Annotated in this window: 14 protein-coding genes; 5 read left to right on the forward strand and 9 right to left on the reverse strand. The window is 59.7% G+C overall.

What is annotated here, in order from left to right; genetic code table 11:
* Positions 1–253, forward strand: a 253-nt coding sequence (locus tag AC0L30_RS41145; RefSeq protein WP_473406653.1) for a hypothetical protein, incomplete at its 5' end; no start/stop codon positions are given.
* Positions 254–3,686: 3,433 nt separating this feature from the next.
* Positions 3,687–3,902: a hypothetical protein gene (locus AC0L30_RS41150; RefSeq protein ID WP_083869768.1), complete on the forward strand. Its 216-nt coding sequence runs from the start codon at positions 3,687–3,689 to the stop codon at positions 3,900–3,902.
* Positions 3,903–4,167: 265 nt separating this feature from the next.
* Here AC0L30_RS41150 and AC0L30_RS41155 read toward each other — a convergent pair whose 3' ends face one another.
* The 9 genes from AC0L30_RS41155 to AC0L30_RS41195 all read right to left on the reverse strand — a co-directional run bounded on the left by AC0L30_RS41155 (position 4,168) and on the right by AC0L30_RS41195 (position 12,002).
* Positions 4,168–4,410 carry a hypothetical protein gene (locus AC0L30_RS41155; RefSeq protein ID WP_473406655.1) on the reverse strand — a complete coding sequence of 81 codons (243 nt, stop codon included), beginning with the start codon at positions 4,408–4,410 and terminating at the stop codon, positions 4,168–4,170.
* A 1,509-nt stretch (positions 4,411–5,919) separates the two neighbouring features.
* Complete coding sequence (locus AC0L30_RS41160; protein ID WP_009859288.1) at positions 5,920–6,084, reverse strand: DUF2934 domain-containing protein; 165 nt, start codon at positions 6,082–6,084, stop codon at positions 5,920–5,922.
* A 1,096-nt stretch (positions 6,085–7,180) separates the two neighbouring features.
* Positions 7,181–7,447, reverse strand: coding sequence for a nitroreductase family protein (locus AC0L30_RS41165; RefSeq protein WP_473406654.1), 267 nt, complete (start codon positions 7,445–7,447; stop codon positions 7,181–7,183).
* 124 nt (positions 7,448–7,571) lie between these two features.
* On the reverse strand, positions 7,572–7,769 hold the full coding sequence (locus tag AC0L30_RS41170) for a nitroreductase family protein (protein WP_256375780.1): 198 nt from the start codon (positions 7,767–7,769) through the stop codon (positions 7,572–7,574).
* Between the two features lie 170 nt (positions 7,770–7,939).
* The gene (locus tag AC0L30_RS41175; protein WP_354202756.1) at positions 7,940–8,581 is read right to left on the reverse strand and encodes an HD domain-containing protein; all 642 of its coding nucleotides are present in this window, start codon (positions 8,579–8,581) and stop codon (positions 7,940–7,942) included.
* Positions 8,582–8,757: 176 nt separating this feature from the next.
* The gene (locus AC0L30_RS41180) at positions 8,758–9,732 is read right to left on the reverse strand and encodes a GlxA family transcriptional regulator (RefSeq protein ID WP_354202755.1); all 975 of its coding nucleotides are present in this window, start codon (positions 9,730–9,732) and stop codon (positions 8,758–8,760) included.
* 94 nt (positions 9,733–9,826) lie between these two features.
* Positions 9,827–10,330 (reverse strand): cupin domain-containing protein, encoded by a 504-nt coding sequence (locus AC0L30_RS41185; RefSeq protein WP_009859291.1) that lies wholly within the window; start codon positions 10,328–10,330, stop codon positions 9,827–9,829.
* A gap of 15 nt (positions 10,331–10,345) precedes the next feature.
* On the reverse strand, positions 10,346–10,990 hold the full coding sequence (locus AC0L30_RS41190) for an HD domain-containing protein (RefSeq protein WP_354202754.1): 645 nt from the start codon (positions 10,988–10,990) through the stop codon (positions 10,346–10,348).
* 76 nt (positions 10,991–11,066) lie between these two features.
* Positions 11,067–12,002: an NADP-dependent oxidoreductase gene (locus AC0L30_RS41195; RefSeq protein WP_354202759.1), complete on the reverse strand. Its 936-nt coding sequence runs from the start codon at positions 12,000–12,002 to the stop codon at positions 11,067–11,069.
* 359 nt (positions 12,003–12,361) lie between these two features.
* On the opposite strand from AC0L30_RS41195, the gene AC0L30_RS41200 reads away from it, so the two are divergent.
* Genes AC0L30_RS41200 through AC0L30_RS41210 form a run of 3 tightly spaced genes read left to right on the forward strand, consistent with a single transcriptional unit; the run spans position 12,362 to position 13,659 of the window.
* A complete protein-coding gene (locus tag AC0L30_RS41200) occupies positions 12,362–12,673 on the forward strand; it encodes an ArsR/SmtB family transcription factor (RefSeq protein ID WP_009859294.1) in 312 nt (103 codons plus the stop codon).
* Positions 12,670–13,194, forward strand: coding sequence for an SRPBCC family protein (locus AC0L30_RS41205; protein WP_354167000.1), 525 nt, complete (start codon positions 12,670–12,672; stop codon positions 13,192–13,194). The genes AC0L30_RS41200 and AC0L30_RS41205 overlap by 4 nt, the downstream gene beginning before the upstream one ends.
* Positions 13,195–13,245: 51 nt before the next feature.
* Positions 13,246–13,659 carry an MAPEG family protein gene (locus AC0L30_RS41210; protein WP_354167003.1) on the forward strand — a complete coding sequence of 138 codons (414 nt, stop codon included), beginning with the start codon at positions 13,246–13,248 and terminating at the stop codon, positions 13,657–13,659.
* Positions 13,660–13,832 lie beyond the last annotated feature (173 nt).

Consider the following 13,832-nt stretch of genomic DNA (forward strand, 5'->3'; position numbering starts at 1 on the left):
CCTTAAAGCTAGACTTAAGGTCACACGCTTCGCGAATTACCAACCCTCACGCAAGACGGCCCCCATCGGAGGCGTACTGAAGGAAGGCGCCGCCGGAGGATTAGAATTTGAGCGGCTGGCGGACGTTCGAGGTGGCAAATTGAGGTATCGAACGGCATCGCGTCGCTCGACCCGTGCGGAGAACATCGCCTCTGTCACGGCGGCCAGGCTCATGCCGCCGATCAGCATGGCTCTTGCAGCTTCGTCGCCGTGAGTAAGCCGTAGAACCGTCACGACTATCGCAAATAGCGTCGGGCTCTTCAGAGCCATGGCAGGTTCGCATCGGCGAGACACTTCTCCGCCGCATCTCCGGCGGCTTGCGGCACCTGCGACACGTTAGGCCTGTGCTATCTCACGTGCATCTTCTCGACGATCGCATAGAGCAGCACGAAGATCGGCAAGAAGACGAAGAACCAAACGGCCTCCGGTTCGGCCCGAGAAAATTCACGATTCGGATCTGTTTCCGTACCAAACGGCACAGGTGGCACAGACGGCTTTGGACGCCTGCGTTTTACCGCTCGGCTTGGGGCCGCGACTTCAACCGCCGGTGGGCCTCCGTACGAAAGGGGCTTCCGTTAGACTGCCAGCGTCGAAGCGTCGAAGCCGCGACATTCCGCGGCGATGCCACCCTCTTCCGGGGGTGCGCATTTCAGTGTGTGACTCATCTTTCGGTCAGGCTTGCCAAGAAGCGGCCCCAGGAGGGGAGAGACCTGAAGCGGAAAAACTACCTTCCCTCGCCGCCGCAGGGTGATAGGCGAACTAAGCTCGAGACCATGGTGCTTCTGCGCTAGACCGTTACTCACTGCCCGCAACGGGCCAAAAGGTGAACCGGCGCGCCTTGTTTACTCGCCTTGCGCGCGTGCTGAGCCGCTAAGCCATCGACTCTCGCCGCCATGGCGCGTGAATACCGGCATGCGGCTTCAGAAGATCACCTTTGGTGAGATGCGCGAGATGGCCTAAGCGGCTCCTGATCTGCTGCCATTGCGGTCGCAACTCCCTGGCCGGACGATGTTCGCTTGTCTGGTATCGAGCCGCGCTGTGTGGCGCCGGGTGCGGCTACCGAGGGGCGGAGGTCGGACTTAGCAGCGGCAAGCGGCCTCAATTTGCAACCTCGAGCGCTCGTTAGGCAACGCGTATTTTGCCAGGGGGCAAGGAGCGCCAGCTTACGTATGCGCGATTACGGACTCGCGGCCCGACGCGTCCTTGTCCGGTAAGACGCGCCGGGCCTAACCATTCCCTGCTTTCCCCGTAAGGTTTGGCTGAGCCAGCATAGAGCGATTTTACAAGCGGCTGATACGTCTGCGTCTTTGTGCAGCGCTCCTCGCGCTTCGCAGCAAAAGGCCATACCCGCGGCCACACGTTTGACGGACGCGATATACCTCCCAAGCTCGGTCGCGATCTCGACCCTCCCTTGATCATTTTGATCAGCGTCTGTACCTCGCCCTCGGTCCCACTGCTTAGGTTCGTGGTTTCGCACGCGCCAAGCTCCGGTTCGCGGGAGAATAGCAATATCGTTCCGTTCTCGGAGCAAAATGCCCACTGCATGGATTTCGATTCCACCGAATTGTATTTGCAAATGAGACCAAGCTGGGGCAGAATTTTCTGCACCGGGGCTGGCTGCATATTTCACTTGGTCCTTTCGCGCCTGGTCAGGTTTGCTTCCCATGCATGCAGGCGATCACGAACTCCCGCTTTGCGCGACCTTGTCCCTCTCCTTTTTCGCCCGCACTCGAAAAACCACGTTCGGTAGCAAGCTACTGGCACTTTTCCAATTTCTGAGGGTTGCGAGGCGCGCCCTGCTGAGCCTGTGCAGCGCCTCCGACCAAAGCCAGAGCAATGGAAGCGGCCTAATCATTCTGCGCACTCCCTACCTGCCGTTGATCAAATCGCTACAAGATAATAGTGGCACCTGCCTCGGCATCGCTCTCAATCAACTCGAGCAGAAAGACCCTCGATCCGCCCCTTGGATTGTAGCATGGCAATGCTGGCGTGAGCCGGCGGGCTTTGGCGTATATTCTTTAAAAGCGAACTGAACCTCCACACCGCGCGCCTATACTGATCAGTATCCGGGATTTTTGCTAATCCTGTCCCGGGGCTGGACGGATATCAGGCCGCCGGGACAAGGTATTGTTTGCCCGGCGGCTTCATTTTCGTTTGGCGGCTCAGGGGAGCACCTGCCGGCGTGAACCGGCGGAGCTTCAGGGGAGGTTTCCCCACTTACGAGAGGCGGTAGCTCGCGCGCGTTCCGGGCTACTAGGGATCGATAATTTGCGAGATACCTAAGATGCCGCTTTGATGGCGGCATGCGCACTCGCCGATACACGAAATGGGCCGGCCATTATCCGCCCCGCAGCCCTACGGAATGGCTGACTGACGGCCATGTGACTTGCAACATCCAATGCCTGAACGGCCTCTGCCATCGTCGAGTCGACGTGTGGCTCGACACACTCCCGCCGTGGTCGAGGCTCGGCTTGCGCCTGGTCTGCTCAGCATGCGGCGCCACAGGATCTGTGCATATCGTCCCAAACTGGCATGACGGTCGCGGGCAAGTCAGGCCAAGCATGGGCGACAGTCTAACGCCGCCCGTCGTTCGACCTTCCACGCTCAGCGATAGTTATTAGGCATACACGACCCCGGCCGTCGGAGCTGGCAATGGCGTTGCTGCACAGTGAGGTCGAAAGCAACGCTGTGATGGTCGGAGGTGTTACGGCGGCGAACCTGCCGCAGGATCTTAAAAATTCGCGTCGATCGTCTGCTTCTTGAGAGGACATTCGCGCCTCCTATGATTGCTGAAATAAGTAAGTGTTAGTGGATTAGAAAATTAAGTAGCTCAATCACGAAATGTAGCCAAAAATCCCGTCTCAGTCGGCGGACTCTTTTACGCGCGGCTAGAATGAATGAAAAGAAGACTCCTGTTCAGTACGCCGCCTGATTTGGTATGCAGTCGAGCGCGGCTGGCTCGATCTGCACGAGAGCGGTACCTACGTGCGGCTGCTAACACTCGGGCAGGATCTTCTGAGAGCCGTAGGAACATAGCAATCACTGCCCGGCTTGCTGTCTCGCTAGCTCTCTCCGTCGAGCTGGCGGAGCGGCCCCGGCATCAACACTCAGGCCCCCAAGCCGGGGTCGTCTCTCGTTCGATGGAGGAGAGTCCTCATGCTCCCGGACAGTGCGCCAGCTTACGCTGAATTGCCAAAATGTCCCGGTGTCTTCCGACGGTCGCCTTTCATATGCCAAATGACATAGGCAACGGCTAAATCAAACTGGCGCCAAGGCAATGCTGCAAAAAAGCCGGCCCTAGACGATGATTCCCGAGGCCGGAAGTTCTACGCGTCCGCTCCGAGACATCGCCCGGAGCTGGAGGCGAACGCGCCCGGATTGCCGGTTATTCCCGATCCTCATGGACCTTAAGAGCCGGCGCACTGATGCATGTTAAGCCTTCTGCCGATTGTGAAATTGATCATATTGCGAGCCAGAGATGCTGCGGTACGATCATCGCACCGGGGCTGGCTGCATATTTCACCTAGTCGTTTTTCACCCGGAGTTTTTGACCGCGCGGGCCGCAGCAGCAGTCCCCCTGCTGCGGATTCGTGTTCACGGCTCTTAGTACCAACGAGTTCGGCGTCCTGTGCCATGGAGAAGATATTGTGTCCAAAGAGAAAAATTGCCTGATCGTTCGTGCTGCGGGAAGACAACTGGACCTTTTACGCGGCGAAGCCTCCCGCATCGCGAAAGGCAGTAACGTCGATTGGTGGATCGATCAGGCGGAGGTCGGCACTCGCTTCTGCTTCGAGGATACAAAAGCAAAAGAGTCCTTCGCTCTCGCTTGTGACAACTTCGGTATTCCCTGCCAAGACGGCTAGCCCGCAATCGAGCTGTAAGCCGGCGGCAGGGCCGCACAACCATCATAGAAGTCCGGCGCTAATGCGGCTCCCGTGCCCGGAGGTCCGCACCTGATCCCAAGGACGCGAACCGAGCCCGTCGGCGCCGCCGAGAGCGGACTCATGAAGGGGCGCACTGGCCAAGATGAGGGTCAAGCTGTTCCACTGAACTCGTTCGTACTCGCGCTGAGGCCGCGCAGTGAGATCAGATTGCGCTGTGTACAGCGCGCCTGAATGGGACGCGAGATCAGAACCAGCTGCGGTTATTTTGGAAACATGCCTGTTTGGTGCGGTCCCAGATAAAGTCCGCGCCGCCGCAGGGTGGACGGGGGCGAGAGGTCGCCGGGCATTCGTTCCGAACCTTGGCTCCCGTGCCCCAGCCGTCAACGACACATGCGCCACCGCTTGTCCTGTGACAGCCCTCGCCACAACCACCCGCTGCGTGTGCCCCACTATAAGCAGCAGCGAGAACCGTGGTCGCGAGGAGCATTCCTTGTAAGATTTTTATCACTGCCAGACTCCTGAAAGCGAATGATCCCGAGCGAAGGACAAGATAATAGCTCCTGCCGTGCCGCTTAGCTACGATCAGCGCGACGCGAGCGTCGGCACCGCGAACCGCTCAATGGCTGCGCTCCCCGGTTCGAAGCTGTTGATCCAGCATTTTACGACCTGTGGAAAAGGCGGTTAGGTCAGCGCAGCTGCAGTTTTCGAATCATCCACCTGTATGCGTACTGGAGGGACGTTCTGTTCCGGGTGCGCGTGTGAGCCACTTTTTCTCAGTCCTGCTATTGCTGACCAACTTGATGCTAACGCTATGTTTCGGCGTCGCAGCGTGGCGCGTTTCCGATGGCGGCGGCGCTCATAGCGGCGTTGAAATTGGAGCGTCCGCTTGGGTGCAGACATTGGCGAACGAGCCGCCTGCCCTTCTGCAGTAGCTTTAGCCGATCGCCTAGTGATCTCGCCATCGCCGCCGCGGGCGACCCACCTGCTGTTCTATGCGCGGCGGCGCCGCTGTGCTCTTACGGAAACGCCGTCATCGAAACAGCTAACGTCTAGAGTGGGTCGCAGGCTGCCGTCGAGGCAAATTCATATAGGCGACTGCAAATCTCCAGACTAGTTCGAAAGGGGGGACGTCCTCGGCTTCGGGCGGCGAATCCATCCAGACGGACGAAGCCTAGACAAACGTGGAAGGTAACGGCTAGTCATTCGCATGAGTTGGATTCCGAACTGGCTGCGACGGGCAGATGTCAGCCTACGACCTAGAGCCGGCGCTCAGGTCGACTTACAACCGCTGTCGGAGCGCAGCGGCCGAGGGCTGAAGGCAAACTTGTTTCGCTTCCCGGGCGCAGTGTGGTCCTGGAAGCGCGGCTGTGTAGAGCTGTCAGAAGGCGACGTGATTGCGCTGCATCTTGTTGTCGAGCGGATCACGGTGCGTCTGTCAGGGCGCCTTCGCGGCTGGGACGGTGCGTCGCCTGTTTGGACTTTGCTGGTGCGCAAGCGTTAGCGGATTGGGCCCCTCCTGAATTGGACGGTGACGAATGACGGCTTGGGGTCAGAATCGTCGGTTTGACAGCGCGCGATGTCCGGTCTGGCTCCGACTACGGTCGTGCTGAACGTTGCCTCCATGTTCGCTTGCGGGCCAAGACCCGTCATCGGTTGGGTGGGCATTCCATCTAATCCGTCGTACAATCGGATCCAAAGTGGATCGCGGGCCATGGCGCAGGAGCGGCAAGGGCGGGTCGAGCGCAGATTGGCGGCTATATTGGCTGCCGACGTGGATGGCTATTCGAGGCTGCTTCACCGAAGGCTTCGCGACGCATGATCTAAAGGAGGCAAAGGATGGGCCCGATGGCGTTGGGATGGCAATGCGCGGCGACACAGTACCCGGCATTGGGCGCATCGAGTCTATCGTGCGTTGGGGCGATCGTTGGATCGTGGCAACGAATAGCGGATTGGTCGCGACCCCATGAATGGCGCTCCTGACTTTTCTAGCTGTTTTCTACCGCCTATCCGGCGTTTCGAGTTTGTGGTTGATCAGCTCTTCATTGAGCTGTCGCTCTGCTTCTAAATAGAACTCCTGATCCCTCTCCTTTGGCATTCCGGCTTGCTGCCACAGTTGATATGCTCGGCGCTCGATGTCCTTTTGGCTTCTGGGACCTGCCATGTGCGTTACTCCCGATGACACCAACTCTGAGGCTGGCCACCCTCTCCAGAATTCGTCCCCCTGCTAGAACTCCTGGGTGGTTAGTTGTTTTATCTACCCTGGATCACATCCGTCTGACCACTGGGCGGTTACAAGAAACCCAGTTCCATTACAGCCGGATCGGCTATAACCATGAACGCTAATGGGGCCGGTGATTCCGTTTAAGCGATGATCGAACATGACTTTCACTACGGTAGCGTCGCAGTTGTCACCGCCATGGTGCTTGTAAATTGGAAGACGGCGCCAACTGTCCGAGATGCCGGACGTTCGGCAAACCGATGCTGCGATCTTGCGCCCCGAGCTTCGGTTATCCGGTCCGATGGAGGTGATCGATGGCGATACGATCCGTCACGAGCGGGAGATCTACCCCCCTTGTGGGCTTCGACACGCCAGAGCGCGGCGACAAGGCCCGTTGCTAGGACGAGCGGTTCCGGGCGGAGCTAGCCATCAAACGGCTGGAAGAACTGCTTGCTGATCCGTGCGCTCGCCTGGACCGGGTGGCCTGCGGCTATAACTGGGGTGAGCAAGATACCTAAGCTCTACAACTACGCACCGCTATGCGGATCGCTCAGTGTCGGTGGCCGTGATGTTGGGCGGGATCCTGATCAGCTAACAGCTTCCGCACCCCACGGGTGTGGGGCGACGAGATGTCCGACGCGTCGCCCCTTGTGCAGTTAGAACTTTTGGGCGCTGGCCCACTGCAGTTAGCCGCTAGATGCCGACTTCAGCGCCGGAGCAAAGCGTTCAGAGAAGCTTGCGGCCTTCGCATCCCGAGCTGCAGAAAGGGAGGCGGAGAACAAGGTTGAACACCCCACGAATGCGATCGCCAGTAGAGCGGCGCCGAAAAATAATGATCGCATTTAACCCTCCTGGTAGGACGTCAATGCCATTCAGTCTTGGACGGCTTTGTTTCAGCGTCATTTCGCGGAAGGAAGAAACGGCTTCATACACGCGGTCGTGATGCAGACCGTTCACGGCGTGCCGGCGACAAACTGCTCGCAAAAAAAAAGCTGCACGACCTACCCGGCCCTGCGGCCTGTCCGGGAAAATCGGGTATTTACGTAATGACACTGCAAGCCCGGTTGGCCGCGGCAAGGTAGGAGTCGAGTTCGCCGATTCGGGCGAGCAGAAACTCAAAAACATCGACCGCCCGGTCCGGAATCGAGAGCAGCGGGCGCAAGATCCGGCGATACTTCGAGAACGTCTCCTGCGGACACCGAAGTCCGCGTCCCGCTGCCGCGAGCATCACGTTCTGCAGGAACATGCCGAGGTCGAGCCAGCTTCCGGTTTCCAGCCGACGATCGATCGTCACGATCAGTCCCACGGGCGCTCCGAAGAACGTGTAATTATTTGCGGTTTGCCTGCTTCTTGCCTCGGCATCGGCTTGGCCAATTCCCAGCGACCCGTAGAACAGCCGTCCGAATTCCTGTCGCCGCTCGAGGTACGGATCAGGTAGGTCGCTGGCGTAATATTTGTATTCCGAGACGTGCTCGTCGCGGCGCGTTTCGTTGCGCGTCCAGCAGCGCCGCCGAGACTCTGGCCTTTGCGGCGCCGCCCAGCACGTGGACGTGCGAGGGCTGAATGTTCGCACCGCTGGGCGCGAATCGCGCGACATGGAAGATCTGCTCGATTGTCCCTCGCGACACCGGTGCTTCGCAGAATTCAGGGCACGAAACCGGCGCGTCATGATCTCGTCGATCGAGCTATGCGTAGGGACGCGCTCCTCGCCTGATCCGATAAAGGCTCGTTCAGGCCCGCACATCCTGGCTCGACTGGCGCTCATCTGGATTTTAGTCCGCTTCGCAGCAACCAAAGGTCAGTTCGGCCAGGCCGAACCGAGGATGATCGAGCAGAAGTTCTGGCGGACATAGGCCATGTCATTGAGCGCAAGGACGTCAGCCTTTACGTTCCCGAAGGTCGTCAGCGGCTTCTTAATGATGCCTTTAGCGAAGTGATCTAAGATGTTCTCCTTGAAGTTCGCTTCCCGGGGATGATGGACGCAGACATGGTCACGCTGTTCATGAGTAAAATCGTGATAGGCGATCCCAAGCACATCCATTTCCACCCCCGCGGTCACCAGCGCGATAGTGGGTCGCATATGCTCAGGAATTCCGGGGGTAGTGTGGAGCGCGATCGCGGTCCAGACGTCCTCGATTTCACGCTCCGGCAAGCCGTAGCTTTTCATGAAATCACGAGCGGCATTGGCACCGTCGACCTCGAAGCGCAGGTCGGGACTGGAATATTTCTCTGTGAGCCCCATGTCGTGGAACATCGCGCCGAGGTAAAGCAGCTCCGGTTCGTACTTCTGGCCGTGGCGCTCGGCGGTGAGCGCGCCCCAAAGGAAGACACGGCGACTGTGATTGTAGAGCAGGTCGTCCTCAGTATCGCGCACGAGCTGCGTAGCGGCGCGAGCGATAGCGCTGTCAGGCACGCGGATGCCGGCGATGATCTCAGACATGGAGCACTCTCCTTGTTTGCGTAGAGGGCTGGTTGCTTGCCACTATTTGCCAACCGAGTACCGCTCCGTACAAGGAAGGGCATCCTGCGGATCAGGACAGCCGTACGTCTTTTCCTGACATGACGGTTCGTAGCGAAAGCAGGATCGCCAGCGTCGTTCTGGTAGGAACGCGCGATCTATTCCGGGGCCGTCCGCCTGAAGCTCGCGCGATATTGGATGGGACTCACACCAAGACGGGCGGTGAACACGATCCTCATCCGATCCGCCGACCCGAAGCCGCAGTCGAATGCAACCGCCTTCAGCGGCCGGTCGCTTCCTTCCAGCATCATACGCGCCGCATCGATGCGGGCGCGCTCGATGAACTCGTGCGGCGTGATCCCGGTCGCCTGCACGAAATGCCGGGCCAGATTTCGGGCGCTCATCCCGACGACAGCGGCAAGGGACTCCAGCGAGTGGCGATCCCCGACGTTCGCCATCACATGGTCCTGGATACGGGCGATAGGCGATTCCGGATCGGCAGGCGCCGTGAGATAGGGGCTGAACTGAGACTGTCCGCCTTGGCGCTGGGCGACTACGACCAGCCGCTTGGCGACTTTGAGCGCCGTTTCCGCGCCATGCCGCTGCCCGACCAGCGCCAAACCCAGATCTATTCCCGCAGTCACACCCGCCGCGGTGATCAGCCGGCCATCGCGCACATAGATCAAATCAGGTTCGACTTTTGCTCTTGGGAACCTGGCCGCCAGCGCCTGCGCATCCTGCCAATGGGTCGTAACACGCCGATCGTCCAGCAGACCGGCAGAGCCAAGGACAAAGGCGCCGGTGCAGATCGATCCGTAGAGGCTCGACCGCCAGGGCAGCTCCTTGACCCACTGGAGCAGGTGCGGGTCGGGCTCCGCTTCCGGCGGCGTCGGAGTGCCCGCGACGAGAATAATGTCGAAGCCGCCCGTCGCCTCCTCGAAGGTGAGGTCGGCCAGTAGTCGGATGCCGTTCGAGGCACGCACCGGATTGCGGTCCGCAGCAACCAATACTGTTTCATAACGATCGGCACTATCGAGGAAGGTGTTCGCCTCGCTGAACACGTCCATCGGCCCGGCCACGTCCAACGCCTGAACCCCCTCGTAGACGACGATCGCGACAGCTTGTACCGGCACCTTTACTGCCTCTCCAGTCGGGCGCCTTATTATGCATGTCGTTCACACAGTGCAAAGGCCGGGCGGTGCCTGGGCACGCGAGCCTGCCGCGCAGTTATTTCGGTGCTGCGTCCTTGTCGGGGATCGTCAATGTCCCGTCTTTGGAATCGACCACGAAGACCGCGAGCAAGCTGGCTGGCTCGGTGTCACTCGCGTTCTCGCTGATCCTGTGATGTGAGCCTGGCGTTTCATAAAATCCTTCACCTATGTGATAGACCTGCGCAGGGTCATTGCCGACCTGGCTCCGGATGGCCCCGGACAGCACATAGGCGTAGATAAAGGCCGACTCTGCGTGGCGATGAGGCAGCGATTTGCTCCCAGGAGGGTAACTCACCAGGACAGCAGCTATTCTCTTTCCTTCGACATTCGGGAGTGCGTGCTCGAATACGAGCTTAACTTGCTCCCGATCCTGCGCGGTCGCGGGCGAAGCTCCCACAGCCATGACCGTTGCTGCCAGTGCGAACGACGCCGTCCGCGTTGCTCTCCTCACGATCCTTGCTGCAACTCCTGAACGGTTTGACAGCGCACCAATCCAATAGGTGAATCCATTGATCGGCATCTCGCACCTCCTCTTCTAATGAGCCCAGGGAGAACCGGCGATCAAGTCGCAGGCGTTCGGGCTCTTGAACTCCGGCATGAAGTGTTCGCAGACTCCGGCGTTGACCGTGCCGTACGTGGTCGCCGGCTTGTGCGCAAACCCGGCGAAATACTCCCGAACGAAGTCTTCCTTGAAATTCGTGCGGGGAAATTTGGCGACGATCTCCTCGCGAAGCTCCGCGGGAAACTGATCGAACCCTACCCCGATCACATCGAGCAGAACCCCTGAATTGAGGAGCGCGACCTCGGGTCCCATGTACTTCGGGATGCCGGGAGTGGTGTGCAGCGCGATGGCTTCCCAGACCGTCTGCACGTCGTCTTCAGCAATGCTGTGGGCGGCCAGAAACTGTCGAGCGGCATTTGCGCCATCGACCTCGAAGCGTTCGTCTGGGCTCGAGAACTTCTCGATGAGGCCGAGGTCGTGGAACGCCGAGGCCACGTACAGAAGTTCAGAGTCAAAGCGCAGCTTTCGCTGGCGGCCCTGCTCCGCCGCAAACAGGTAGACGCGGATCGAATGATTGAAGAGAAGGTCCGTCGAATGTTCGCGCAGAACCTCTGTAGCTTCTTTCGCAAGCAAAGAATCGGGAATGACGAGAGCGGGGGCGGGATTTCGCGGAGTCATTTTTTGTCCTTTCAACAGAAACCGTGGGCTCGGCTGGCGCATTCAGACTGGCGAGCGGAAGATGAGACGCGATCAATCAGTGCGCTCCGACGGCGAGCACGATTTTTCCCTTTGGCCGGGGTCGCGCGCCCTCCAGCATGAAGTGAGCCTCGCGCGCATCCGCGAGGGGTAAGACTACGCCGACGTTTGTGCTCAGTTTTCCACCGTCCAGGAGGCGCGCGATTTCCGTCAGATACTGGCTCGTGACCTCGACCAAAAAGAAGGAGGCTTCGACATCGTGATGTTTCGCAAGATCCTGATCCGGGCGGGACACCGCGGAAATCAGCTTGCCGCCTCGACGAAGGACCTGGAACGAGAGGGTTTGCGTTTCTCCGCCGACCAGATCGATGACAGCGTCGGCTTCCCCGATTTCTTGCTCGAAGCGCTCGGCCCGGTAGTCAATCACCTTATCGGCGCCGAGATTGCGCACGAAAGAAACGTCGCCCGTCGATACTGTTGCAACGGTTTGGACACCCGCATGACGGGCCAATTGAACCGCGTAGGATCCCACGTTACCGGCCGCACCGTGAATGACCACCGATTGACCTGCTTTGAGTTGGGCGTGATCAAACAGCGCCTGCCATGCGGTGACCGCAATGACGGGAATGGAGGCGGCTTCAACGTGGGTTAGCGACGTCGGCTTGCCGGACACCATCTCCGCGGAAGCCAAGGCGTACTCGGCGTAAGCCCCGATAAACCGCGGATTGGTAACACCGTAGACCTGCTCTCCCGCACGTTCTGGCGAGACTCCGGGCCCAACAGCGACGATTTCACCGGAAAGATCCGACCCGAGAGTGAGCGGGAGCGGCTGCGGCAAAGCGCTCTTGCCGGCTCTGATCCAGCCATCCCATGGCCCTACTCCGGCGGCTTCAACTTTGATGAGGACCTCGCCGGGCCCTGGCTCAGGACGTAAGAGGGTCTCAAACTTCATGACCTCAGGCAGCCCAAACTCGTGCACGCGCCAGGCCATCATCGTTGACACAGTTCGGGCTTCCCAACCTAGAGGAACGATGCCGCTGGGGGTCATCTCACACTCCTTGCGCTCAGCTTGCCTCGGCTGCCGGTTAGGATCGATGGACATGCTGCTTGTGGCAACGAAGACAATCCGAGGGATCAGGACAGCGGTGCGTCCTTTCCGGACAAGGGCCCTTCGCCGCTTCCGCCAGCTGACCGTGCGCTCGCCGGCACTGCTCATCCCGGCCTCGCCGGCATCGCGTGGCCAAAGGACGACCGGCAAGGACGGGCCCGTCCATCCAAAGCCTCAAGCGCAGCGAAAACGCGGCATGTTCAACAAGGATTGACTTGATCATAAGTCTAGACTAATCATAAGTCATGACTGTTGATCATGCACAGCTGGCCGCGCTTGGCGACTCGACTCGTCGAACGATCTTCGAGCTGATCGCGGAGCGTCCACGTTCGGTCGTTGAGATTACCCGGAAGGTACCGGTCTCCCAGTCTGCCGTCTCACAGCATCTCAAGGTGCTGCGCGACTCGAGGCTGGTGCGCGCGGAGCAGAAGGGCGCAAGCAACGTCTATCACATCGACCCTCACGGGCTTGGCCAGATGCGTGCTTGGCTCGACCGGTTTTGGAGCAAGACGCTGGCCGCCTACAAGGCGGCCGTCGAGCAACAGGAGCCACAATGAACACGCGTGTGGGACTTACGGCCGTGAAACAATCCATCGTGGTCGAGGCACCGATCGCGCGCGCATTTAAGATCTTCACCGAGGGGTTCGGGAGTTTCAAACCTCCAGAGCACAACCTGCTCCGCGTCCAGATCGCCGAGACGGTGTTCGAGCCACGGGTGGGTGGGTACATTTATGACCGAGGCATCGATGGGAGCGAGTGCCGCTGGGCGCGCGTGCTGGCCTACGAACCGCCGGACCGGGTGCTGCTCAGCTGGGACATCAGCCCCCAATGGCAGATCGAGACTGACCCGGAAAAAACAAGCGAGTGGGAGGTCCGGTTCACTGCTGAAACGCCGCACCGGACCCGAGTCGACCTTGAGCACCGCAACCTGGAACGCCATGGCGATGGCTGGGAAGCCGTGCGGGACGGTGTCGACGGTGATCAAGGCTGGCCGCTTTATCTACGGCGCTATGCCGATCTTTTCACCCAGGTTCCTGACGGAAGTGCCTCGAAGCGCTCTGATAGAGGCAATCAGTGAGGATGATTGTTTCTGGCCGCCGTCAACGCGATAAGTTCAATAGAGGCCAGCATGGAAGCTTACAGTCTAAGTACTATCGGAGTGCTCGCGCTCTGTCTCGTGTCGATCCTTTTGGCGGTCCATTCAGGCTACTCCAAGGGACGTGCAGGGGCCCTCTCTGGTCCAGTGCTTCCGGCCGACGATGCGAACCTCCTCTATCGCATCGACCGCGTGCACATGAATTCTGTGGAGGCGCTGTCACCGTTCGTGGTCCCGGCCGTCCTGGCGATGATGGTTGGTGTCGGTCCAAGCACGCTCGCGGTGCTGGTATGGACTTATGTTGCGCTCCGCCTTGTTCACACCGCCATCTACCTGCGCGGCGGCAACGCAGCTAAAGGCGGCAGCTTAAGAACGGTCCTCTACGTGTCCGGTGCGCTGGTCACGGTGATCCTTGTTGCCGTGACCGGCTGGGCAGCCATGCACTGAGGAGATCGTCGCCAGCCGAGCTGAAGCCGCCCGCGCAAAAAAGAGCAGCCGAAAAACATCAGCGCACGCGGCTGACTTGAACTTGGGCTCGCTATCCCTTCTTCGGCGTCGGCGATGTGTCCGGCAGGCCCATGGGATTGCGGTAGTATTTGATCTTGCGCTCTCCGGAGGCG

The sequence above is a fragment of the Bradyrhizobium sp. MI1.11 genome (assembly GCF_055811255.1).

Bases quoted from the DNA above. Each gene is read 5' to 3' on its own strand.
- AC0L30_RS41190 (WP_354202754.1), bottom strand. From the start codon at position 10,990: ATGACTCCGCGAAATCCCGCCCCCGCTCTCGTCATTCCCGATTCTTTG.
- AC0L30_RS41195 (WP_354202759.1), bottom strand. From the start codon at position 12,002: ATGATGGCCTGGCGCGTGCACGAGTTTGGGCTGCCTGAGGTCATGAAG.
- AC0L30_RS41175 (WP_354202756.1), bottom strand. From the start codon at position 8,581: ATGTCTGAGATCATCGCCGGCATCCGCGTGCCTGACAGCGCTATCGCT.
- AC0L30_RS41205 (WP_354167000.1), top strand. From the start codon at position 12,670: ATGAACACGCGTGTGGGACTTACGGCCGTGAAACAATCCATCGTGGTC.
- AC0L30_RS41210 (WP_354167003.1), top strand. From the start codon at position 13,246: ATGGAAGCTTACAGTCTAAGTACTATCGGAGTGCTCGCGCTCTGTCTC.
- AC0L30_RS41200 (WP_009859294.1), top strand. From the start codon at position 12,362: ATGACTGTTGATCATGCACAGCTGGCCGCGCTTGGCGACTCGACTCGT.
- AC0L30_RS41185 (WP_009859291.1), bottom strand. From the start codon at position 10,330: ATGCCGATCAATGGATTCACCTATTGGATTGGTGCGCTGTCAAACCGT.
- AC0L30_RS41155 (WP_473406655.1), bottom strand. From the start codon at position 4,410: ATGCTCCTCGCGACCACGGTTCTCGCTGCTGCTTATAGTGGGGCACAC.
- AC0L30_RS41160 (WP_009859288.1), bottom strand. From the start codon at position 6,084: ATGGCAGGTCCCAGAAGCCAAAAGGACATCGAGCGCCGAGCATATCAA.